The following is a 23,283-nucleotide window of genomic DNA, read 5'->3' as shown; positions in this document are numbered from 1 at the left end:
GTGCGCGTTGTGCGTTTTTGGTGCACACTTGCGGCAATTAATGCAGATAACGCGCATCAAAACAGGGCTTAACGCATAGATTGACGGTCTCTCCCGGAATTTATGCACAACGTTCTGTTATCAAGCGCTTTAGATATCAATGAGATATTGCTGGCACCCGTTTTACAGCCGTGCAGTGCTGTGACGATGGTGCGTTTTTTGCATCGGAACCGCATCATTTGCACTGAGAAAACCCCCATGGATAACATCGCAGAACCCTCCCGCGTCCCGCATTCGCGCATTGAAGATGCGCTGGCGATGGTGCTCGGCACCCTGATGGTCTCGTTTGGCGTCATTATGCTGAAACAGGCGGGCGCCCTGACCGGCAGCACCGCTGGCATCGCCTTTCTGATCAGCTATCTCTCGCCGCTCTCGTTCGGCAGCGCGTTCTTCCTGATCAACATCCCTTTTTACTGGCTGGCGGTAAAACGCATGGGCTGGGAATTTACCCTGAAAACCTTCTGCGCCGTCGGCCTGGTGTCGCTCTTCACTCAGCTTCACCCGCTATTCGTCCACTTTTCTGACCTTAACCCCTTCTATGCGACACTGTTCGGTAACGTCATCATGGGAATCGGGTTTATAGTGTTATTTCGTCATAAGGCGAGCCTGGGCGGCATCAATATTCTGGCCCTGTGGCTACAGGATCGATTTGGGATCCGCGCGGGTAAACTGCAAATGGCGGTTGATACCTGCGTCGTGCTGGCGTCACTGTTTGTGGTGAGTGGCCCCATCCTGCTCGCGTCGATTGCGGGTGCGGTGATCCTGAATCTGATTATTGCAATGAACCACCGTCCGGGACGATATCGGGTTTAACGGCCTTTTACCTCTGGACCAATCATGGAGACCTACACCGTGTTTCAAAACGTTGATGCCTATGCTGGCGATCCGATTCTGTCGTTGATGGAAGCCTTCAAACAAGACCCACGCGAACACAAAGTTAACCTGAGTATCGGGCTCTATTACGACGAACAGAACATCATCCCGCAGCTTAAGGCCGTAGCGGCTGCCGAAGAGCAGCTCTATGCTGAGCCGCATCAGGCATCGCTCTATCTGCCAATGGAAGGGCTGAACAGCTACCGCAGTGCGATTGCACCGCTGCTGTTTGGTGCCGAACATCCGGTGTTGAAGGCGGGCCGGATTGCGTCGATTCAGACGCTGGGTGGTTCTGGCGCGCTGAAAGTGGGTGCGGATTTCCTGAAGCGCTACTTCCCGCAGTCTGCGGTCTGGGTCAGCGATCCGACCTGGGAAAACCACGTCGCGATTTTTAATGGTGCGGGTTTTGAGGTGAATACCTATCCCTGGTATGACGCAGAGACCCACGGTGTGCGGTTTGATGCCTTCATCAGTACCCTGAAAACGCTGCCCGCGCAGAGCATCGTGCTGCTGCACCCGTGCTGTCATAACCCGACCGGCGCTGACCTGACTGATGCGCAGTGGGATCAGACCGTTGAGGTGCTGAAAGCACAGCAGCTGATTCCTTTCCTGGATATCGCCTATCAGGGCTTTGGTGCCGGTATGCAGCAGGATGCCTATGCACTGCGCGCGGTTGCGGCGGCGGGCCTGCCTGCGCTGGTCAGCAACTCCTTCTCCAAAATCTTTTCGCTCTATGGCGAGCGCGTGGGCGGTCTGTCCATCGTCTGCGACAGCGCCGAAGAGTCTGCGCGCGTACTGGGCCAGTTAAAAGCCACCGTTCGCCGCAACTACTCCAGCCCGCCGAATTTCGGTGCGCAGGTTGTGGCACGCGTCCTCAACGATGAGGCACTGAAAGCCAGCTGGCTGGCTGAAGTGGAAGCGATGCGTCTGCGTATTCTCGCGATGCGTCAGTCGCTGGTGGACGTGCTGAGTACGGCGCTGCCAGGCAAAAACTTCGACTACCTGCTGAAGCAGCGTGGCATGTTCAGCTACACCGGCCTGAGTGCGCAGCAGGTCGATCGCCTGCGTAACGAATTTGGCATCTATCTGGTGGGCAGCGGCCGTATGTGTGTAGCCGGTCTGAACAGCAAAAACGTGCATCAGGTCGCTGAAGCCTTTGCCGCCGTGATGTAACGGTCGGCAGGCTGTAAATAAAGCCGTCAGGGTTCTCTCTGGCGGTTTTTTTATGGGTCAGGGTTTACCTTTCGGCGACATGCTGCACACTTAAACGGGGTAACCGTTTCAGGAATAAGCTATGTGGCATCAACAAACTATTACGCTGAGCGCGAAGTCGCGCGGGTTTCATCTGGTCACCGATGAGATCGTCAATTCGCTCTCCGGACTGCGTGATATCAAAACCGGTCTGCTGCATCTGCTGTTGCAGCACACTTCGGCGTCGTTAACCTTAAATGAGAATTGCGACCCGACGGTGCGCAGCGACATGGAGCAGCATTTCATGCGGCACGTGCCGGAGAATGCGCCTTATCAGCACGACTACGAAGGACGTGATGATATGCCCGCGCACATCAAATCATCGACCTTAGGGGTTTCGTTATTATTACCGGTTCAGCGGGGACGTCTGGTGCTGGGCACCTGGCAGGGTATCTGGCTGGGCGAGCATCGCATTGAGGGCGGTGCCAGGCGGATTGTCGCCACTTTACAAGGGGAAGCGTAATGAATAACTCAGACTTACTGACCTATTGCATGAGCAAACCGGGCGCGGAGCAGAGCGTCCACAGTGACTGGAAGGCCACGCAGATTAAAAGCAACGGCGTGCTGTTCGCGATGGTGCATGAGGCAAAAGGGCGGCCAGCGGTCTCGCTGAAATCGACGCCCGCGCTGGCCGAATTACTGCGCGAAGAGCATAGCGACATCATTCCCAGTGAGCATCTGAACAAATCCCACTGGAATACGCTGTTTCTGGACGGTTCGCTGAAAGATTCGCAGATTTACTATCTGATCGATGCCTCATTCCAGCAGGTTGCCGCTGCCCGATAGGCGGCAATAAAACCCTCTTACCCGGGCAAGAGGGTTTCAGATCGGACGGCTTACGCGGCAGGCTGCTCGCGCAGGGTATTGATGTCGATAACAAAGCGGTATTTCACATCGCTTTTCAGCATGCGCTCATAGGCTTCGTTAATCTGATCCATCGCGATCAGTTCGATGTCTGACGTGATGCCGTGCTCACCACAGAAATCGAGCATCTCCTGGGTTTCTGCGATGCCGCCAATCAGTGAACCGGCGATGCTGCGACGCTTGAAGATCAGGTTAAACACCTGCGGTGCCGGGTGATCGTGCTCCGGAGCACCAACCAGCGTCATGTTGCCATCCAGCTTCAGCAGGGTAATGAACGGGTTGAGATCGTGCTGAGCCGCGACGGTGTTCAGGATGAAGTCAAAGCTGTTCGCGTGCTGCGCCATCTGCTCCGGATCTTTGGAGATCACGACTTCATCGGCACCCAGACGTTTGCCATCTTCAATTTTGGACGGCGAGGTGGTGAACAGCACCACATGCGCGCCCATGGCATGCGCAATCTTCACGCCCATATGGCCCAGGCCGCCTAAGCCTACGATACCCACTTTCTTGCCAGGACCGACATTCCAGTGACGCAGTGGTGAGTAGGTGGTGATACCGGCACACAGCAGTGGGGCAACGCCTGCCAGTTCCAGGTTCTCCGGAATGCGCAGCACAAAGCCCTCATCAACCACCATCGACGTTGAGTAACCGCCGTAGGTAATGGCGCCGGTTTCGCGATCTTCACCGTTATAGGTGCCGACAAAACCGTTTTCGCAGTACTGCTCCAGACCCTGCTGACAGCTCGGACAGCTGCGGCACGAATCGACCATGCAGCCCACGCCGACCAGATCGCCGACTTTATATTTCTGCGTCTGCGGGCCAACGGCGGTCACGCGACCGACGATTTCATGACCCGGCACCACAGGGAAAATGGTGTTTTTCCACTCATTACGGGCCTGGTGCAGGTCTGAGTGGCAAACGCCACAGAACAGCACTTCAAGCTGAACGTCATGGGCGCGCAGCTCACGCGGCTTAAAATCGAACGGTGCCAGTTTGGATTTTGCATCCTGAGCAGCATACGCATGCGTAATATTCATGGTGTCTCCAGTTTCGATGTGTCGTGAGTGTTATTCGATGATGTGCAGCAGCGTTGATGTGCTGCGAAAACAGGGCGACGCCAGGGGCGTGCCAAAGAGGAACCGCTTAAGGATAGTCAGCAAGGGGAAAAGCGTATATGCCTATACATGTCTGAATCTTGCCTGATTCTGCATTTTTCTGGCTGAATCGGCAGGGGAAAGTAAAAGGCCCGCACGCAGCGGGCCTGAAAGAATTACTTCTGTAACAGAGGCTTCAGGAAGCGCGCGGTATGTGATTTCTCACAGTCCGCCACGGTTTCTGGCGTACCCGCCACCAGGATTTCACCGCCGCCGCTGCCGCCTTCCGGACCGAGATCGACAATCCAGTCTGCGGTTTTCACCACATCCAGGTTGTGCTCAATCACCACGATGGTGTTGCCCTGATCGCGCAGCTTATGCAGGACTTCCAGCAGCTGCTGGATATCGGCAAAGTGCAGGCCGGTGGTCGGCTCATCCAGAATATAGAGCGTCTGGCCGGTACCACGCTTCGACAGTTCACGCGCCAGCTTCACTCGCTGGGCTTCACCGCCGGAAAGGGTGGTGGCGGACTGACCGAGGCGGATGTAGGTGAGACCCACATCAATCAGCGTCTGCAGCTTACGCGCCAGCGCTGGCACCGCATCGAAGAACTCACGCGCCTCTTCGATAGTCATCTCCAGCACTTCGTGAATGCTCTTGCCTTTGTACTTCACTTCCAGCGTTTCACGGTTATAGCGTTTGCCTTTGCACTGGTCACACGGGACATAAATGTCCGGCAGGAAGTGCATCTCGACTTTCAGGACGCCATCGCCCTGACAGGCTTCACAGCGTCCGCCACGCACGTTAAAGCTGAAGCGACCCGGATTGTAGCCGCGCGAACGCGCTTCCGGCACGCCCGCAAACAGCTCACGCACCGGGGTGAAGATGCCGGTGTAGGTGGCCGGGTTGGAGCGTGGTGTACGACCAATCGGACTCTGGTCGATGTCGATCACTTTGTCGAAGTGCTCCAGTCCCGCCACGTCACGGTAAGGTGCCGGTTCGGCGATGGTCGCACCGTTCAGTGCCCGCTGGGCAATCGGGAACAGCGTATCGTTGATCAGCGTCGATTTGCCCGAGCCGGAAACACCGGTAATACAGGTGAACAGCCCGACCGGCAGCGTCAGCGTAACATCCTTGAGGTTGTTGCCGCGTGCGCCGGTAATCTTCAGCACTTTGGCCGGATCGCCTTTAACGCGTTCCTCTGGCACCACAATGCCGCGCTTGCCGCTCAGGAACTGGCCGGTCAGTGACGCGTCTTCCGCCATAATCTGATCAACAGTCCCTTCAGCAACCACCTGTCCGCCATGCACACCGGCACCCGGACCGATGTCGATCACATGGTCAGCGGCACGAATCGCATCTTCATCATGCTCAACCACGATTACGGTATTACCCAGGTCACGCAGATGAATCAGGGTGCCAAGCAGACGTTCATTGTCGCGCTGGTGCAGGCCGATTGAAGGCTCATCCAGCACATACATCACGCCGACCAGACCGGCACCGATCTGGCTGGCCAGACGGATACGCTGTGCTTCACCGCCGGACAGGGTCTCGGCTGAACGTGACATCGACAGGTAGTTCAGGCCGACGTTGACCAGGAAGCTCAGGCGTTCGCCGATCTCTTTCAAAATCTTCTCGGCGATCTGCGCACGCTGGCCGCTGAGTTTCATGTTTTCAAAGAAGGACATCGCATGGCCGATGCTCATCTCGGAGATGGCCGGCAGCGTGGTGTTCTCCACGAAGACGTGGCGCGCTTCACGACGCAGACGGGTGCCTTCACAGCTGGCACAGGCGCGGTTGCTGATAAATTTCGCCAGCTCTTCGCGTACCGCTGAGGATTCCGTCTCTTTGTAGCGGCGCTCCATGTTGTTGAGCACGCCTTCAAACGGATGACGGCGAACCGACGTATCGCCGCGATCGTTGATGTACTTGAATTCGATGCTCTCTTTGCCTGAACCGTACAGAATCACTTTCTGCACGTTTTCTGGCAGGCTGCCGAACGACGCTTCGATATCAAAATCGAGGTGTTCCGCCAGCGAACGCAGCATCTGGAAGTAGTAGAAATTGCGGCGATCCCAGCCACGGATTGCCCCGCCCGCCAGCGAGAGCTCGGGATTCTGCACCACGCGGTCAGGATCGAAATATTGCTGTACGCCCAGGCCGTCGCAGGTTGGACAGGCACCCGCCGGGTTGTTAAACGAGAACAGGCGCGGCTCCAGCTCGCTCATGCTGTAACCACAGACCGGGCAGGCGAAGTTAGCCGAGAAGAGCAGCTCTTCTGCCGCGCTGTCATCCATGTCCGCCACGATCGCTGTACCGCCGGAAAGCTCCAGCGTGGTTTCAAACGACTCCGCCAGACGGGTCGCCAGATCGTCACGCACTTTAAAGCGGTCAATAACCACTTCTATGGTGTGCTTCTTCTGCAGCTCAAGCTTCGGCGGATCGGAGAGGTCACACACTTCGCCATCGATACGCGCACGGATATAGCCCTGCGTCGCCAGATTCTCCAGCGTCTTAGTGTGCTCACCCTTACGATCTTTCACCACCGGAGCCAGCAGCATCAGGCGACGGCCTTCCGGCTGGGAAAGCACCTGATCCACCATCTGGCTCACGGTCTGCGCCGCCAGCGGCACATCATGATCCGGGCAGCGCGGTTCGCCGACGCGGGCAAACAGCAGACGCAGATAATCGTGGATCTCAGTGATGGTTCCCACGGTCGAACGTGGGTTGTGCGAGGTGGATTTCTGTTCGATGGAAATGGCGGGCGACAAACCTTCGATATGATCGACGTCCGGCTTCTCCATTAACGAAAGAAACTGGCGCGCATACGCAGAGAGCGACTCTACATAGCGGCGCTGACCTTCCGCATACAGCGTATCAAACGCCAGTGAGGATTTACCTGAACCTGACAGGCCGGTCACCACAATGAGTTTGTCGCGTGGGATGGTCAGGTTGATGTTTTTCAAATTATGGGTGCGGGCACCACGAACTTCGATCTTATCCATTCACCTTTCCCGGATTAGCAGCACTCACCGCGCCTTGCCGACACGGCCAGAATAAACGTGTCATTATGGCACAAAAAATAGACTGAATAAATATCCAGTACTCTCTGGCTCGGACGCGCAGAGGATTAAAACCGGAACCCCGCTCGAAAGTGGGAAACAGACCGCAGGACGTGTTAGAATTGATGGATTAGACTGTATGCATTAACTCATCGGGAGACAGCAACATGGCCAGTCGTGGCGTTAACAAAGTGATTCTTGTCGGGAATCTGGGTCAGGATCCGGAAGTACGTTACATGCCAAATGGTGGCGCTGTTGCCAACATTACGCTGGCTACTTCTGAAAGCTGGCGCGACAAGCAGACCGGTGAAAACAAAGAGATCACTGAGTGGCACCGTGTGGTGCTGTTTGGCAAACTGGCTGAAGTCGCAGGCGAATACCTGAAAAAAGGCTCGCAGGTCTACATCGAAGGCCAGCTGCGTACCCGTAAATGGCAGGATCAGGGCGGTCAGGAACGTTACACCACCGAAGTCGTGGTTAACGTTGGCGGCACCATGCAGATGCTGGGTGGCCGTCAGCAGGGCGGTAACGCGCCAGCAGGTGGCGGCGCGCAGGGCGGCGGCAACAACAATGGCTGGGGTCAGCCGCAGCAGCCGCAGGGCAACAACAACCAGTTCAGTGGCGGCGCGCAGTCTCGTCCGCAGCAGCAGCCACAGAGCGCGCCGGCCAGCAACAACAACGAACCACCAATGGATTTCGACGACGATATTCCATTCTGATTCCGCTGGTCAGAGAGTGCAAAAAAGCCCGCTTATGCGGGCTTTTTTATGCGCGGCTTTTACGGCCTGTTACGACCATTCCGCCACAATCTCGTCTGTGCTCAGTACGCGCGGCACGTTGCCGGGAATCGACAAGGAGGACCAGACCTCATTGTGCTGGTTAATCAGCGCTTCGGCGCTGACCCAGCGGCGATCTGCCGTGGTATGCGCATCGGCGGCAACGGTAATGGCATAGCCCGCACTGGCCCCGACTTTTATGGTGGTATCCAGGCAGTAGTCGGTGGCACAGCCGCACACTACAAATTCTTGAATCTCCAGCCGCTTTAACAGCGCGGCCAGCTCAGTTTGCCAGAAGCTGTCGCAGGCGGTTTTAGTGACGTAGTGGGCGCCCTCAGGCTGAGTGATTTCCGGCAGCAGATCAAAAGCCTCACTGCCCTCGCACATCGCGCCTTCGCGGTGCTGAATAAAGAGTGTGATATCGGCGCGTTCGGTCAGCCGGTTAATCTGTGCACTCCGTCCTGCTCTGTCGAAACGCGGCGTGCTGAAAACCCCGTTCTGCATATCAATAACCACGACTACCCGCTGTGCCATGCTTAATCCCTTCCGGTCTGAAAAAAACAGTGTTACCTGCGGCGATACGGATAGCAATCTTTTGCATTTTCACCCCGGTCGCAGGCATGCTAAACAGACTGGTTAAATAAGGAGAGAGAAGTGGAAGGTGTTCCGGCTAGTTTCCCCTGTGAGAAAGACCGCGCCCGGTTTCAGCAACTCGCTGAGCTGCCCGGTGTGGAACTCTATCAGGCCCACATCTCCCGCTATGCCTTTGAACCCCATACTCATGAAGCCTTTGGAATCGGCACAATCGAAGCCGGCGCGCAGCGCTTTCGCTATCGCGGCACCGAATATACTGCGCCGGAGAACTCGCTGGTCATGATGAATCCGGATGAGCTGCATACCGGTGAGTCAGCGTGCGAGGAGGGCTGGCGCTACCAGATGATCTACATTCAGCCGCAGCTGATGGATGAACTCACCGGCGATTGCGGCTGGTGGTTTAATGAGGCGCTGCTGACCGATCCGCGCGTGGCCCAGCCGCTCTCCCGCCTGCTGGGTGCACTCTGGCAGGCGGAGTCTGAACTGGCACGCCAGAGCCTGATCGCTGAACTGCTGCTGCAGATCCGGCCGCTGGCTCGTATGTCTTCACAGGGCAGACCCGATGCCCGTCATCGTTTTGATCAGGTGAGAGATTATCTGCGTGCCAACCTCGCAGAACCGGTGCGGCTGGAAGAGCTGGCGGCCCTGGCATCGTTATCGCCGTGGCATTTCTTACGCGCCTTTCGCCAGCACTATCACGTTACGCCGCATCAGATGCTGATGGCTTTCCGGCTCTATGACGCCAAGCAAAGGCTGGCGCAGGGGGAAGCGGCCGCCAGCGTTGCGGCGGCAGTGGGATTAACCGATCAGGCCCATCTCACCCGCGCTTTTGCAAACCGTTATGGCATCACGCCGGGCCGCTATCAAAAGCAGGTTCACCAGCCCTGAGACCACCGCAATCTGCTACAAGCAATTCCCGCCCGAACCCGCCACACTCTGCTCTGCCAAAACGCTATATAAGGAAGAAATCATGTTTGCGGGTGTTATGTTTGCCATCACAGCCGGGCTGATGTGGGGGCTGATCTTTGTCGGGCCACTGCTGGTGCCTGACTATCCCGGTGCGCTGCAATCGGCGGGACGCTATGTGGCGTTTGGACTGATTGCGCTGCCGCTGGCCTGGCACGGCCGTCGTCACCTGCGCAAGCTGGGGCGGGCTGACTGGCGTGAGGCGGTGAAGCTCTCGCTGGTGGGGAACCTCCTCTATTATGCATTTCTGGCGAACGCCATTCAGCGCACCGGTGGGCCGGTCTCCACTATGATCATCGGTACGCTGCCGGTGGTGATCGCCGTGACCGCTAATCTCTGTTACGGCCATCTTGAAGGACGGCTGCCATGGCGGCGGCTGTTTCCGGCCCTGGTCATGATGGCGGCCGGACTACTCTGCGTGAATGCGGAGGAACTTCAGAGTCAGGGCGGCACGCTGGATCTCAGCCGTTATCTGACGGGTATCGTGCTGGCACTGTTAGCCGTGGTCTGCTGGACCTGGTATCCGCTGCGCAATGCCCGCTGGCTGCGGACCCATCCCGACCTGCGTCCTTCGACCTGGGCCACCGCGCAGGGCCTGGTGACGCTGCCGATGGCGCTGATCATGTATGCGCTGGTCAGTGTGCAGCTCGCCTGGCAGCAGCCCGATTTTTCGCTGCCGTTTGGGCCGCGTCCCACGGTATTTATCTCCCTGATGCTGACGATTGGCCTGCTCTGTTCCTGGCTGGGCACCTTATGCTGGAACGCTGCCAGTCAGCGCCTGCCTACTGTACTGATGGGGCCGCTCATCGTTTTCGAGATTCTGTTTGGCCTGTTGTGGACTTTTCTCTGGTATCAAAGCTGGCCTCCGCTGCTCACCGTGACGGGTATTGTGTGTCTGATGGCCGGTGTCCTGTGGGCAATGCGTATCAAACCCCAACCTCTCGTGGTCTCACTAAACCCGTAAACCGCGAAATCCCCCACACTGTTCTGCCGCGTGGAAACCCCGCCACGCGGCTTTTTAAGATTAAACCCTATCCCGATTTGCTCGCTCTCCGGCAGATTTATGGCGCGAAATCGATTTCATACCGCTGCGTGATTGTCCCGTTCCCCCCAACTCCCTCTCTCATCCCCCGTTCTTCAGTTAAAAAACGGCACTCAGGGGCTGTTGCGCACAGCCATTTGCCGTCCTGGAAAGGGAGTACTGCTCAGATATCGGTCATTAATCAGGAAAAATAGCGCAGCATTATGGACGTTACGCTTTTATCAGCGGCTATTTATTGCGATATGGCCCTGAGAAAGAGAGGCCAGAAACCACTATTAACTTCACTCAGTGATAAATGAGTAAGAAAAGTCCGCCGCTGCGTTATTAATTAAAGATTAATGTCTGGCATCAATGATGCGCAATGAAGAGAGTGAAAAGATAGACACTTAACGTTAGTGATAAGGAGTAATAAACTATTTATCCCGGATTAATCCTGGAGTAAGTTAATGCAATAAACCCATCACCCGGAATTAAAACGCAGCCGCAAAATTTGAGTTAGTGCCACTATTAACTTAAAAAAGGTGTGGTTATTTTTTGTGCGATGTTTAAATTGGCTTAATAGAATTGAAGGGAATTAGTTCCGAGGATTAGCTGGGCTTACGTATAAAATGGAGGGCCCAATCCCGCGTAAACGAGATTGGGAGGGGAAGAATAGCCGTAGAATGCGAGACTTTTGCTGTTGTGAATCAATTTTACCGCAAAAAAAGAAGCTTAGCCGTGAAGCCATTCATTAGTTATAAATGGAGCGGAAAAGGGTGCCGCAATTGTCCTGTTAAATGATCTTCATCTCTTCTGGTAAGAACAAATCTCAGCGTTAAGTCTAAAAAGCGCGGTAGCATTGGGTTTAGCGGTTCTCCGTGCCTGACGGATAATGGTATACGCTGCGGCTGATATCTAATAAGCGGCAGCTGCGACGGGTACCGATGTCGAATGTAGTCTGCAGGAAATCTACAGCCTGACGTTTTTCATTAGTGGTAAAGAAGTGCTTCAGAACGCTCTGCAGCATCTCTTTATCCGAGTTGAGCGTCTGCAACTCACGCGTGATGTTTTGCAGTTTTTCTTCCAGCTCCTTGATTTTTCTGCCTTCTTCCGAAGACAACCCAGAAAACTTCTTCTTCCAGCTATAGAACGTGGCTTCAGAGATGCCTAACTCTTCACAGATCTCTCTGACTTTCACGCCCGATTCAGAAGCTTTAATGGCATTTGTGATTTGATCTTCGCTGTATCGTGACTTTCTCATAAATGCTCTTACCTTTCTTATCGATTAATGGATGAGAATGACTTTAATAATTTCTGGCACTGTAAGATTTTATTAAGGCAGTATTAAAGTGCGCGAATTGAATTGCGAAGCCTAAATTAAGATATTTAGAAGAAATATCATCATGGGATAAATCTTATTTTATTCTTATCAGGGGGGCGTGCCTTCCTGGAGGGGGATTTTTGTTATAAATTCATCGCATCCAAAATACGAAAAAATACGCCGTACACTGGATATTTAGCCTGACCGACGTGATTAATATGCCGGTAGGGCGCTTTGAGGTTGTTTTATTTTCAGCCTGAAATCGTTTCCATTTGAAGTGATTCGCGCCATTTATAATAAGAATTATCCTGAATTCACTCTCCGGATTATGATTTGCATCTCAATTTTCGGACCAGCTTGGTCTGAAGTCTTACATTTTCGCCAGGCCCACTGAGCGCTTATTAATTCGTTACAGGGATGTTGTACCGAAGCGGTTGTAGTTGAGTAATACTAAGGAAGAGTCGATGAAATTGAGCGTAATGTCTAATGCCGCCTGGATGATGTCTGAGAAGATCATCTCCGTTTTTGGCGTCATTTTTGTGACGTCTTACGTGGCGAAGTCTTTTGGCCCAACGGTGTTTGGTCAGATGGCGTTTTCTACCTCACTATTTGCAATGGTGCAGACCGTTGCAATCTTTGGCACCGAAACCATTCTGTTTAAGCGCGTCAGCAAAAATGCGTCAAAAGGCCTGCGCCTGATGACCATCGCCCGTACGATGCGCATGGTGTTATTGCTGGTCACGTCGGTGCCAGTCTTAATCTGGGTCTGGTACAACATGCAGGAAAACTTCCTGGCGTTTGCACTGGCCTCATTTATTGCCTCGGTCTTTGTCACCCAGGACACCTTCAGCGTTTATAACAACGCGCGTCTTGCCTCGCGTCTTAACACCATCGCTAACGCCGTGGGCATGCTGCTGAGTTTCGGCATCAGCTTCACCGTCGCCTGGCTGCGTCTTAATCCGCTCTGGCTGACGCTGTCGATTGTCGCCGTGACCCTGGTGCCGTACCTGATTAAGCGTCACAACTTCTATCAGGACCATCAGGACCTGATGCCGCCGCGCGAAAAGCGCACCGCCTATCTGCGCTATCTGATGTATGCCGGACTGCCGCTGGCCATCTCCAGCATCTTTATCTCGGTGCAGGTCAAAGCGGCGCAGATGTTCCTGGCCGGCACGGCGCCCGCCCGCGACCTCGGCCTGTTTGCGGCGGCAAATACCATTTCCGCCTCCTGGATTTTTATCCCGGTGGCGCTCATTACCTCCTGCTTCACTGAGATCTTCAGGGAGCGCGGCGAGGTCGCCATTAAGCTGGCGGCGCGGCTTAACGGTTACGTTATGGGTGTTTCATTATTGATGCTGCTTGTCATTTCGTTTTACGGCGAGCGGATCATCATTGCGTTGTACGGACCGGAATACACACAGTCAGGAAGTCTCATTACGTTGCTGTCGATAGCGACCAGCTTTTCGGCAATGGGGACCGTAGCGTATCGCTACATGGTCAAAGAGGGAGGATTTAACTACTTGCTGAGGAAAATCATCTGCCTGATGGTCATCAGTTTGCCGCTCTCCTGGTGGTTGATCCAGGGTCACGGCATCATGGGGGCCGCGTGGAGCGTTTTCCTTTCAGAACTTTTGTCCCTGACCGTAATGAATTACTTCTTTAAAAACGGCGTCATTCAAAAGATTCAGGTTTCCTCACTCAACTACAAAACATACAAATGAGGTCAGATATGCTCAAGTTGAAAGAAGAACTCAGAAAAAGTGTGCAGTACTTTATTAAGAAGATGCCCTGGGCTTATCAGGATCGCATTTACTACTTCCATAAGTTCAGAAAGCTGCCCAATCTGCGTCAGCCAAAAGTGTTCAACGAGAAGGTGTTGTACCGTAAGTTTATCTTCGGCGATTACCAGAATTACGGTCGTCTGTCAGATAAGTACTCGGTGCGCGAATTCATTGCTGAGAAAATCGGTAATGAATACCTGATTCCGCTGGTACACGAAACGACTGACCCGACGACGCTGAACAGCTTACCCTGCTGGAAGGGGACGGTGATTAAGCCGAACCACGCCTCCAACATGGTCGAGATTCTGCTGGAAGAGCCGGACGCACTGCGCAAGCAGCAGATCATTCATGACTGCTATCGCTGGCTGAAGACCGACTTCGCCAACGAAGCGCGTGAGATTCACTATCGCTACATCAAGCCACGTATCCTGGTTGAGAAGTACATTGGTGATGGCAAAAGCGCGCCGATTGATTACAAGTTCCATATGTTCAACAAGCGTGATGGCAAGTTCGAATATGTGCTGCAGGTCATCTACAACCGCTGCCAGCCGCTGCTGTCGATGAACTTCTACGTGAATAACCTCAATGAGGCCTATCACAAGATTCGCGATACCGGTCTGGATGTGTCACCGATTATGCCGTCACTGGAACATGCGCTCGAACTGAGCAAGAAGCTGGCTAGCGATTTCGACTACGTGCGTGTGGACTGGTATATCCATGACGAACGCATCTACTTTGGCGAACTGACCTTCACCCCAGGTGCAGGACTGGTCACCGGCTTAGATCGTGGTTTAAATCAGATGATGGGAGATATGTGGATTCAGGATCGCCGCGGAACGCAGAGCCCGGGCGTTACAGTGCAGGATGTTAATATCCCTGCCATGTTGAAGAAAATTTAAGCACACACAGCAATATAAAAAACCCCGCTTAGCGGGGTTTTTTATGCGCAAAATTCAGGGAATCGATCAGGGCATCGGCCAGTCAGCAGGCGCCTGGCTCATCACATCGATAAAGGCATGCTTTGAGATTTCCACGAAGTTATTCACGTTTTCCATGCTCAGGGTAATGCCCATCAGGCCGGTAACAAACCAGCAGGTCATGCCTAAACCAATTCCGCCACACATAAAGGCCATCACGTGACGGCTATCCTGACGAAGTTTGGTTTTCAGGGTGCTGGCAAAAAACATCATGATTGCGCTCAGCAATTCCCAACGCATAACAAGAAAACTGGCGGTTAACGTAGCCATCGGCCGGACCTCAATATCAGTAAGTATTCCTGACAATCTGCGGACATCACCGGCGGCGAAAAAGTGTGTCAGGGGAGACTTTTTCACCGTCAAACCAGGTTCAAAGTGTGACTTGGGTCACATTATATCACTCGATTTTAAATTTTGAACAAAATTTACACGGGTCTGGCAGGGGGACTAAGGAAGCGTTAACAGCAGCAGAAGAACGGCGGGGAAATCAGTCAGATGCGCCCGGTGAGGGCGCAACAGAGAATTAACGAACCGGGCAGCACTCGCCGGTGGTGCGCTGGGTAAAGCTGTTAATCGGATCGTTACAGCCAAAACTCAGCAGGCGAGGGCGCTGAATCGCCTGGCGGCGCATAGTGTGGCGGTACGCGGTCGGCGTCTGGGCAAACTGACGACGAAACACCCGTGAGAAGGTCTGCTGCGAGTCATAGCCATACTGCATCGCAATATCAAACACCGGCCGCTGTGTCTGCGACAGGGCTTCTGCTGCCAGCGTCAGGCGGCGCTCACGAATATAGCCACCCAGCGTCTGTTTCGTTACGGAACGGAACATACGCTGCAGATGCCACTTCGAATAGCCCGATTTCGCTGCAACTTCATCAATAGACAGGCTTTTATCCAGGTTCTGGTCAATCCAGTGCGTCAGGGAATGAATGATCTCTTCTTGCATCATGGCCTCATCCTTCTGGTGCTTAATAAGCGGTAATGGGAGTTTAGGGGTTTCGATGGAGAGCGAGTATAATTCCTCAAGTTAACTTGAGGTAAAGAGCCTGATGAAAAAAGAACGCAACTATCCCAAACCGGTTTTAACACCGGGTGAAGTGGCGCGCCGCAGCGGTGTGGCGGTCTCGGCGCTGCATTTCTATGAGACCAAAGGGCTCATCTCCAGCACGCGTAACAGCGGCAATCAGCGGCGATACAGCCGTGATGTGCTGCGACGCGTCGCGATTATCAAGATTGCACAGCGCATCGGCATTCCGCTGGCGACGGTCAGCGACAGTCTGGATCACATTCCGGCGAACAAGCGTATGTCGACACTCGAGTGGGATGCGCTGACTCAGCACTGGCGCGAAGAGCTGGATAAGCGCATTGAAACCCTGACCCGCCTGCGTAATGACCTGGATGGCTGCATCGGTTGCGGCTGCCTGTCGATGCGCGACTGCCCGCTGCGCAATCCCGGCGACCGGCTGGGACAGCAGGGCTCGGGTGCGGTGCTGCTCGACCCGGAACAGGATGATAAACATCCGGATGTGGAGTGACGTCTATACTTGGGGAAGGTTAAAACACAGGGAATCATGATGATCACCGTTCACCATCTTGAGAAATCGCGCTCGCATCGGGTGCTGTGGCTGCTGGAAGAGCTGGAAGTGCCGTACCAGATAAAACGCTATCAACGCGAACCGACCATGCTGGCTCCGGAGGCGCTGAAAAAAGTGCATCCGCTGGGGAAATCGCCGGTCATTACCGACGGGAACCAGGTGGTGGCAGAATCAGGGGCCATTCTCGAATACCTCGAAGAGAAATATGATCACGAGTTCCGGCTGAAAGTCAGCGATGAGGCGTCACGGCTACAGTGCCGCTACTGGCTGCATTATGCCGAAGGGTCGCTGATGCCGCTGCTGGTGATGAAGCTGATTTTCGGACAGATGGGCAAAGCGCCGGTGCCGTGGCTGATGCGTCCGGTCGGCGCGGCCTTCGGTAAAGGGGTGCAGAAGGCGTTCCTGGATAAACAGCTTAAGCCCCACATGCAGATGATCGAACAGCATCTGGCGGCTAACCCCTGGTTTGCCGGTCAGCGTTTCTCGATTGCGGATATCCAGATGAGCTTTCCGCTGCTGGCGCTGGCGCGACGTGCCGGACTCGATCAGATGCCTGCTACGGAGAAATGGCTGCAGACTGTGCAGCAGCGTGCCGCCTGGCAACGTGCGATTGCGCAGGGCGGCGAGCTTTCACTCCCAGGTTAATCCTCTCCCGACCGGCGTGGCCTGACTCATCACGGCTGCGCCGGTGCCCATCTCACTAAAATCGCTTTAACTTCAGGGTCTCAGCGTTCCAGTCTGACGGATGACGCGCGCCTGCCTGTGGCTTAATCCTGATCTTTATGCTGAAGAATCTCCTTCTGGCAGTTGAAAATGTGCCGCTAAACGCCGGATAATCCCCTGCCTTTTTATCTGGCCGATTTTGACGGCCAACTATCTGCGGCAAGGTAAACGTTTGCCTGGCGGGTTTATCCCGACAGTGACGCCGTCTACCCGCTTATTCCAGGGACAGCGATGGTCGCAGAGCGATCCACACAACAAAAATTTTGAGGCTCAACTATGTCAACTGAATCACGCCCGGCCAGTGGAAAACTGGACGCCTGGTTCTCGATCCCGGCGCGCGGCAGCAGCGTGCGTCAGGAAATTCTGGCCGGACTCACCACCTTCCTGGCGATGGTCTACTCCGTCATCGTGGTGCCGGGAATGCTGGGCAAAGCCGGTTTCTCCCCCTCCGCCGTGTTTGTCGCCACCTGTCTGGTCGCCAGCTTCGGTTCCATCCTTATGGGGCTGTGGGCCAATCTGCCGATGGCCATTGGCTGCGCCATCTCCTTAACCGCCTTTACCGCTTTCAGCCTGGTGCTGGGGCAGCACATCAGCGTGCCGGTCGCGCTGGGCGCGGTGTTCCTGATGGGCCTGCTGTTTACCCTGATCTCCGTGACCGGCATCCGTGCCTGGATTTTGCGTAACCTGCCGATGGGCGTGGCGCACGGCACCGGCGTCGGGATTGGCCTGTTTCTGCTGCTGATTGCCGCTGACGGGGTGGGGCTGGTGGTGAAAAACCCGGCGCCGGGCCTGCCGGTGGCGCTGGGTCACTTCACCACGTTCCCGGTGATGATGACGCTGCTGGGACTGGCTGCGATTATCGGACTGGAGAAGCGCCGGGTGCCGGGCGGCATCCTGCTGACGATTATCGCCATTTCGCTGCTGGGCCTGATCTTTGACCCGGCGGTAAGCTATCAGGGGCTGTTTGCGCTGCCGAGCCTGCGTGACGCCAGCGGTCAGTCGCTGCTGTTCAGCCTCGACATCATGGGGGCAATGAAACCTGCGGTGCTGCCCAGCGTGCTGGCGCTGGTGATGACGGCGGTCTTTGATGCCACCGGCACCATTCGCGCGGTCGCGGGTCAGGCAAATCTGCTGGATAAACAGGGCCAGATTATTAATGGTGGCCGTGCGCTGACCAGCGACTCGGTCAGCAGCCTTTTTGCCGGTCTGGTGGGCGCGTCACCGGCGGCGGTCTATATCGAGTCGGCAGCAGGAACGGCGGCGGGCGGCAAAACCGGTCTGACCGCGATTGTGGTCGGCCTGCTGTTCCTCGCCATTCTGTTTATGTCGCCACTGGCTTATCTGGTGCCCGCTTACGCGACTGCGCCTGCCTTGATGTATGTCGGTCTGCTGATGCTCAGTAACGTGGCGAAAGTCGACTTCGGTGATTTTGTCGATGCGATGTCGGGCCTGTTAACGGCGGTGATCATCGTGCTCACCTGCAACATCGTGACCGGTATCATGATCGGTTTCGCCAGCCTGGTGGTGGGGCGTCTCTTCGCCGGTGAATGGCGGAAGCTCAACGTCGGCACCGTGATTATTGCCGTTGCGCTGGTGGCGTTTTACGCCGGTGGCTGGGCGATCTGACTGTATAACCGGGCGTGCGACTGTGCGTCCGGGATTTTTCACTTTTTTCCCGCCCGGCGCACGCGTAGCTGACAATCTTCCCCGCCGTTTGTTTTACACTTTAGCGCTTAACCAATGACTGAAAGAAACGACGCCTAAGGAAAGCATGGAAATCTTTTTTACTATTCTCATCATGACGCTGGTCGTGTCGCTCTCTGGCGTCGCGGCCCGCATTCTCCCTTTTCAGATCCCGTTGCCGCTGGTTCAGATCGCCGTGGGTGCGATGCTGGCCTGGCCAACATTTGGTCTGCATGTCGACTTTGATCCGGAGCTGTTTCTGGTGCTGTTCATTCCGCCGCTGCTGTTCGCGGATGGCTGGAAAACACCGATCAGTGAGTTCCTGCACCATGGTCGCGAGATAATTGGCTTAGCGCTGGCGCTGGTCCTGATTACCGTGATCGGTATCGGCTATCTGATCTACTGGCTGGTGCCGGGTATCCCGCTAATCCCCGCCTTTGCACTGGCAGCGGTGCTGTCGCCAACGGATGCCGTGGCGCTCTCCGGCATTGTCGGTGAAGGCCGTATTCCCAAGAAGATTATGTCGATCGTGCAGGGTGAAGCCCTGATGAATGACGCGTCGGGCCTGGTCTCACTGAAGTTTGCCGTGGCCGTTGCCATGGGCACCATGGTGTTTACCTGGGGCGGGGCCAGCGTGGAGTTCCTGAAGGTCGCGGTGGGCGGCCTGATTGCCGGTGTGGCGATCTGCTGGCTGTACGGTAAATCCCTGCGCCTGCTCAGCCGCTGGAGCGGCGACGACCCGGCGACCCAGACCGTGCTGCTGCTGCTGCTGCCGTTCGCCTCTTACCTGATTGCTGAACATCTGGGTGTTTCGGGCATCCTGGCGGCCGTGGCGGCCGGTATGACTATCACCCGTTCCGGCATTATCCGTCAGGCTCCGCTGGCGATGCGCCTGCGTGCAAACAGCGTCTGGCAGATGCTGGAGTTCGTGTTCAACGGCATGGTCTTCCTGATGCTGGGCCTGCAGTTGCCGGACATCCTGCAGACCTCGATCGACCAGGCACAGGCCGATCCTAACGTCGAACTGTGGGTGCTGTTTGCCGATGTCGGACTGGTCTATGCCGCGCTGATGATCGTGCGCTTTGGCTGGCTGTGGATTATGCAGCGTTTCAGCAAACGTCTGCTGAAGAAGAAGCCAATGGAGTTCTCAAACTACTCGCTGCGTGAACTGCTGATCGCCTCTTTTGCGGGTGTGCGCGGGGCGATTACGCTGGCTGGTGTGCTGTCGATTCCCCTGTTCCTGACCAACGGCGAGCCTTTCCCGGCGCGTTATGAGCTGGTGTTTATCGCCACCGGGGTCATTCTGTTCTCGCTGCTGGTGGGCGTCGTGCTGCTGCCGATTCTGCTGCGCGGTATTGATAGCATCGACAAAGGTGCGCATCGTCGCGAGCTGCAGAATGCCCGTGCGGTGATGGCGGGTGCCGCAATTGAGAGCCTGCATAAGATGGAAGAGCGGCTGGAAAACGAGTCGGAAGAGAATATCGATCCGGAACTGCTCAAAGAGGTCAGTCTGCGCGTGATTGGCAACTTACGTCGTCGCGCCGAAGGGAAGAACGATCTCGAACACGCGCTGTTTGCTGAAAACCTTGAGCGTCGCTTCCGTCTGACCGGACTGCGTGCCGAACGCGCCGAGCTCTATCATCTGCGCGCCACTCAGCAGATATCCAATGAGACGATGCAGAAGTTACTGCACGATCTGGATCTGCTGGAAGCGCTGCTGATCGAAAAAGAAGAGTAAGCCCTGACTGGCACGCCTGCGCATTCATGCGGGCGTGCCAGCTTTTCACACCGACAGGCGCGGCGGCTCATCCGGCCAGTGCTCGCGACAACAGTTTATCCACGCCTGCGCACTGCGCGACAGATAACTCCCTTCCCGCCAGATCAATCCCAGACTCCACTGCAACTCCGATTCCAGCGGCAGCCACAGTAACGACTGCTTATCCAGCCGCTGACAGATCGGCTCCGGCAGAATCGCCAGCCCCATCTCGGCCTGCACCATCGCCGCCAGAAAATCCCACTGGCCACTCCGCACCGCTACCGTTGGCGTCAGGCTGAGTCGCTGGAACGCCTGCATCAGCTGACGATTCAGCGAGAACTCCTCATTGAAAATCAGTAGCGGATGTTCAGCCAGCTCAGCCAGCCCAATCTGCTGGCGGCTGAGCCACTCCGGGCGACGCGGCAGCAGTACACAGAGCGGATGATTCATCAGCGGCAGGGTGTTCAGTGGAAGCTCCGGATCAACCGGCAGGGCGGTCAGGGCGATATCCAGACTGCCCGCCAGCACCGCCTGCTGAACGGTCAGACCGCCGAACTCAGATATTTTCAGCTTCACGCCGGGATAGCGGCGGCGAAAGGCGGAAATCGATCCGGCTATCTGCATACCGACCATCGGCGGAATACCGAGCCGCAGCTCGCCGGTTTTGAGCTGGTTGATGTCACCAATCTCGGCTTCCAGCTGATGAAACTCCTGCAGGATCGTCAGGCCACGCTGATAGACCGCCTGGCCGCTGTCGGTAAGGTGAAGACGACGGCCATCGCGCAGGATCAGCGTGCAACCCAGCTCCTCCTCCAGCTGACGCAGCATTTTGCTGATGGTCGGCTGCGTCACAAACAGCTTTTGCGCCGCACGGGTAAAGCTCTGCTGCCGGACCACCTCAGTAAAGTAACGCAGGGCGCGCACGTCCATAACTATTCCTTTCAGGCATGATTTGGATAATTTTAATTCATTTTTTTCACCTTATGCGGGCGTTTTATACTGATGACATCCATTTAATCGGGGAGACAACGTGATGGCGCTGGCGCTCACTTTACGCAGCAACCGTGCAGTGCAATGGCTCAGCCTGCCGCTGCAGCTGGGTTTTTATATCGGCCTGTTTGTCGCCTGCGACCGGCTGGTGAGCTGGCTGCACCTGCCGCTGCCCGCCAATATTGTCGGGATGTTGTTGCTGCTGGCATTAATCGTGACGCGGATTGTGCCACTGAACTGGGTAAAAGCCGGTTCACGCTGGCTGCTGGCTGAGATGCTGCTGTTCTTCATTCCGGCCGTCGTGGCGGTAGTGAACTATGGCGATCTGCTGCGGGTCGAGGGCTGGCGCATCTGCGTAGTGATTGGCGTCAGCACGATGCTGGTGCTGGCCTCTACCGCCTGGGTCGTGGACCGGCTCTATCAGTATGAAGTCGCGCGCGCCGCGCGTAAGCAGGATCCCCATGCGTGATTTTCTGCTGAGCCTGCTTTGTGTAGCGGTTACGCTGCTGGTTTATGGGCTGAATAAACGGCTCTATCGTCGCTGGCGCACGCTGCTGCTGATGCCGCTGGTTATGACGCCGCTGGTGCTGGTGACGCTGTTGCTGCTGACGCACATCAGCTGGCAGGATTACATCGCCGAAAACCACTGGCTGCTCTGGCTGCTGGGACCGGCGACGCTGGCGTTTGCAGTGCCGGTTTATGAGAACGTGGAGATTATCAAGCGCCACTGGCTGTCGCTGAGCGCGGGCGTTCTGACCGCCACGCTGGTCGCCGTCTGCAGTTCGGTCTGGCTGGCGCGGCTGTTAACCCTGCCAGAGTCAATCCAGCGCAGTCTGGCCGTGCGCTCCATTACTACGCCGTTTGCGCTGGCCGCAGCCGGACCGATTGGCGGTCAGCCCGATCTGGTGGCGCTGTTTGTGGTGATCACCGGCGTGTTTGGCATGGCGGTAGGTGATGTGTTGTTTCTGCGCATCGCGATTAAGCAGGGTGTGGCGAAAGGGGCCGGGTTTGGGGCGGCGTCACACGGTGCCGGAACGGCCCGCGCTTATCAGCTTGGCCAGCAGGAGGGCGTGGTCGCCAGCCTGGTGATGATGCTCTCGGGCGTTGTGACCGTGGTACTGGCTCCGCTGATTGGGCACCTGATGTGGACAATATAGTCTACACTGCGTTGCGGACGGCAGACCTCCCTGTGAGAGACACGTATTTTTACGTAAAGTTTTCCGGATTTTGTTGTCTCCCCATTTCAGGCTGTTAACCTTGCGGCCGAATTAATTGTCATGGAGTGGAATCATGTTTAAGCAACTTGTTACCGGGAGCGCCCTCGGGCTGGTTTTACTGAGCGGTGCTGCTCAGGCGATTGAAGGCAGTGTTGATGTCGGCGAACACAACACCAACCTGAACCTGGGCCTGGGCACCACATCCCCCGGTCTGTTTCTGAAAGGTAACTGGCTGCGTAGCGACCATGACGGCAGCACCTATGGTGCCGGTCTGGGTTACAACGTTGATTTCGGGCCGCTGCGTCTGGCACCGACCGCAAAAGCGATCTTCACCCATCCTGAAGATGGAAAAGATGGATTTGCGGTGGCGCTGGGTGGTGCAGCACACTACAGCATCAACAGCATGTGGGGCCTGTTTGGCGAATATTATTACGCGCCAGAGTCGTTCACCGATCACCTCGACAGCTATCAGGAAGCCGCTGGCGGCCTGAGCTTCACGCCGGTTTCACTGCTTAACCTGCGTGTGGGTTATCAGTACATCGAACTGAACAACAAAGATGGACGCAAAGATAACGTACTGGTCGATGGCCCGTACGTGGGTGCATCGCTGCGCTTCTGATTCTGTTGCGTGAAAGAAAAGGGCGACTACCCAGGTAGTCGCCCTTTTTTATTGCCTGAGCGTTATGAACGGTAAGCGGCG

General features: G+C 55.8%; 23 protein-coding genes. 16 read left to right on the top strand and 7 right to left on the bottom strand.

The annotated features are described in order from the left end of the window. Positions 1–237: 237 nt before the first annotated feature. The 4 genes from PU624_RS21170 (at position 238) to PU624_RS21155 (ending at position 2,949) form a co-directional block, all read left to right on the top strand. Positions 238–852 carry a YitT family protein gene (locus PU624_RS21170; protein WP_003855751.1) on the top strand — a complete coding sequence of 205 codons (615 nt, stop codon included), beginning with the start codon at positions 238–240 and terminating at the stop codon, positions 850–852. A gap of 39 nt (positions 853–891) precedes the next feature. Beyond that, positions 892–2,085 (top strand): amino acid aminotransferase, encoded by a 1,194-nt coding sequence (locus PU624_RS21165; protein WP_283548052.1) that lies wholly within the window; start codon positions 892–894, stop codon positions 2,083–2,085. A 121-nt stretch (positions 2,086–2,206) separates the two neighbouring features. Next, the gene (locus PU624_RS21160; protein ID WP_283546518.1) at positions 2,207–2,626 is read left to right on the top strand and encodes a secondary thiamine-phosphate synthase enzyme YjbQ; all 420 of its coding nucleotides are present in this window, start codon (positions 2,207–2,209) and stop codon (positions 2,624–2,626) included. Next, positions 2,626–2,949 (top strand): MmcQ/YjbR family DNA-binding protein, encoded by a 324-nt coding sequence (locus PU624_RS21155; protein ID WP_283546517.1) that lies wholly within the window; start codon positions 2,626–2,628, stop codon positions 2,947–2,949. The genes PU624_RS21160 and PU624_RS21155 overlap by 1 nt, the downstream gene beginning before the upstream one ends. 50 nt (positions 2,950–2,999) lie before the next feature. Here PU624_RS21155 and PU624_RS21150 read toward each other — a convergent pair whose 3' ends face one another. After that, positions 3,000–4,064 carry an NAD(P)-dependent alcohol dehydrogenase gene (locus PU624_RS21150; protein ID WP_136197603.1) on the bottom strand — a complete coding sequence of 355 codons (1,065 nt, stop codon included), beginning with the start codon at positions 4,062–4,064 and terminating at the stop codon, positions 3,000–3,002. 233 nt (positions 4,065–4,297) lie between these two features. Beyond that, on the bottom strand, positions 4,298–7,126 hold the full coding sequence (uvrA, locus tag PU624_RS21145) for an excinuclease ABC subunit UvrA (protein WP_283546516.1): 2,829 nt from the start codon (positions 7,124–7,126) through the stop codon (positions 4,298–4,300). Positions 7,127–7,350: 224 nt separating this feature from the next. Between uvrA and ssb1 the strand changes: the two genes are divergently transcribed. Beyond that, positions 7,351–7,902: a single-stranded DNA-binding protein SSB1 gene (gene ssb1 / locus PU624_RS21140; protein WP_283546515.1), complete on the top strand. Its 552-nt coding sequence runs from the start codon at positions 7,351–7,353 to the stop codon at positions 7,900–7,902. A gap of 69 nt (positions 7,903–7,971) precedes the next feature. Here ssb1 and PU624_RS21135 read toward each other — a convergent pair whose 3' ends face one another. Continuing rightward, entirely contained in the window at positions 7,972–8,493 is a 522-nt protein-coding gene (locus PU624_RS21135) for an isochorismatase family protein (RefSeq protein WP_283546514.1), read from the bottom strand. A gap of 120 nt (positions 8,494–8,613) precedes the next feature. Here PU624_RS21135 and PU624_RS21130 point away from each other — a divergent pair, with 120 nt between their 5' ends. After that, positions 8,614–9,441, top strand: coding sequence for an AraC family transcriptional regulator (locus PU624_RS21130; protein ID WP_283546513.1), 828 nt, complete (start codon positions 8,614–8,616; stop codon positions 9,439–9,441). Between the two features lie 82 nt (positions 9,442–9,523). Next, positions 9,524–10,483 carry a DMT family transporter gene (locus tag PU624_RS21125; protein ID WP_283546512.1) on the top strand — a complete coding sequence of 320 codons (960 nt, stop codon included), beginning with the start codon at positions 9,524–9,526 and terminating at the stop codon, positions 10,481–10,483. A 922-nt stretch (positions 10,484–11,405) separates the two neighbouring features. Here the strand turns inward: PU624_RS21125 and PU624_RS21120 are convergent. Then, positions 11,406–11,801 carry a transposase gene (locus PU624_RS21120; RefSeq protein WP_090963707.1) on the bottom strand — a complete coding sequence of 132 codons (396 nt, stop codon included), beginning with the start codon at positions 11,799–11,801 and terminating at the stop codon, positions 11,406–11,408. Between the two features lie 524 nt (positions 11,802–12,325). Here PU624_RS21120 and PU624_RS21115 point away from each other — a divergent pair. Next, entirely contained in the window at positions 12,326–13,582 is a 1,257-nt protein-coding gene (locus tag PU624_RS21115; protein WP_283546511.1) for an oligosaccharide flippase family protein, read from the top strand. A gap of 8 nt (positions 13,583–13,590) precedes the next feature. After that, a complete protein-coding gene (locus PU624_RS21110; protein ID WP_136197507.1) occupies positions 13,591–14,541 on the top strand; it encodes an ATP-grasp fold amidoligase family protein in 951 nt (316 codons plus the stop codon). A gap of 66 nt (positions 14,542–14,607) precedes the next feature. Here PU624_RS21110 and PU624_RS21105 read toward each other — a convergent pair whose 3' ends face one another. Together PU624_RS21105 and soxS are read right to left on the bottom strand one after the other, a co-directional pair. After that, the gene (locus PU624_RS21105; protein WP_283546510.1) at positions 14,608–14,889 is read right to left on the bottom strand and encodes a YjcB family protein; all 282 of its coding nucleotides are present in this window, start codon (positions 14,887–14,889) and stop codon (positions 14,608–14,610) included. 253 nt (positions 14,890–15,142) lie between these two features. Continuing rightward, positions 15,143–15,568, bottom strand: a complete 426-nt coding sequence (gene soxS, locus PU624_RS21100) for a superoxide response transcriptional regulator SoxS (RefSeq protein ID WP_283546509.1) — start codon at positions 15,566–15,568, stop codon at positions 15,143–15,145. A gap of 100 nt (positions 15,569–15,668) precedes the next feature. On the opposite strand from soxS, the gene soxR reads away from it, so the two are divergent. The 4 genes from soxR to PU624_RS21080 all read left to right on the top strand — a co-directional run bounded on the left by soxR (position 15,669) and on the right by PU624_RS21080 (position 20,358). After that, on the top strand, positions 15,669–16,154 hold the full coding sequence (soxR, locus tag PU624_RS21095) for a redox-sensitive transcriptional activator SoxR (RefSeq protein ID WP_283546508.1): 486 nt from the start codon (positions 15,669–15,671) through the stop codon (positions 16,152–16,154). Between the two features lie 39 nt (positions 16,155–16,193). Beyond that, a complete protein-coding gene (locus tag PU624_RS21090) occupies positions 16,194–16,859 on the top strand; it encodes a glutathione S-transferase family protein (protein WP_283548051.1) in 666 nt (221 codons plus the stop codon). A gap of 354 nt (positions 16,860–17,213) precedes the next feature. Then, a complete protein-coding gene (locus tag PU624_RS21085; RefSeq protein ID WP_283546507.1) occupies positions 17,214–18,563 on the top strand; it encodes an NCS2 family permease in 1,350 nt (449 codons plus the stop codon). A 145-nt stretch (positions 18,564–18,708) separates the two neighbouring features. Then, complete coding sequence (locus tag PU624_RS21080) at positions 18,709–20,358, top strand: Na+/H+ antiporter (protein ID WP_283546506.1); 1,650 nt, start codon at positions 18,709–18,711, stop codon at positions 20,356–20,358. A 45-nt stretch (positions 20,359–20,403) separates the two neighbouring features. On the opposite strand, the gene PU624_RS21075 is transcribed toward PU624_RS21080, so the two are convergent. Then, positions 20,404–21,306: a LysR family transcriptional regulator gene (locus PU624_RS21075; RefSeq protein ID WP_283546505.1), complete on the bottom strand. Its 903-nt coding sequence runs from the start codon at positions 21,304–21,306 to the stop codon at positions 20,404–20,406. Between the two features lie 103 nt (positions 21,307–21,409). Here PU624_RS21075 and PU624_RS21070 point away from each other — a divergent pair, with 103 nt between their 5' ends. The 3 genes from PU624_RS21070 to PU624_RS21060 all read left to right on the top strand — a co-directional run bounded on the left by PU624_RS21070 (position 21,410) and on the right by PU624_RS21060 (position 23,202). After that, positions 21,410–21,835 carry a CidA/LrgA family protein gene (locus tag PU624_RS21070; RefSeq protein WP_283546504.1) on the top strand — a complete coding sequence of 142 codons (426 nt, stop codon included), beginning with the start codon at positions 21,410–21,412 and terminating at the stop codon, positions 21,833–21,835. Further along, positions 21,828–22,523: an LrgB family protein gene (locus PU624_RS21065; protein ID WP_283546503.1), complete on the top strand. Its 696-nt coding sequence runs from the start codon at positions 21,828–21,830 to the stop codon at positions 22,521–22,523. Before PU624_RS21070 ends, PU624_RS21065 begins: the two co-directional genes overlap by 8 nt. 133 nt (positions 22,524–22,656) lie before the next feature. Continuing rightward, positions 22,657–23,202: a YfaZ family outer membrane protein gene (locus tag PU624_RS21060; protein ID WP_283546502.1), complete on the top strand. Its 546-nt coding sequence runs from the start codon at positions 22,657–22,659 to the stop codon at positions 23,200–23,202. Positions 23,203–23,283: the final 81 nt, after the last annotated feature.

Origin of the sequence: Pantoea sp. Lij88 (assembly GCF_030062155.1) — a bacterium.
Taxonomy (GTDB): domain Bacteria; phylum Pseudomonadota; class Gammaproteobacteria; order Enterobacterales; family Enterobacteriaceae; genus Pantoea.
This window is presented reverse-complemented; position numbering and strand designations above follow the sequence as displayed.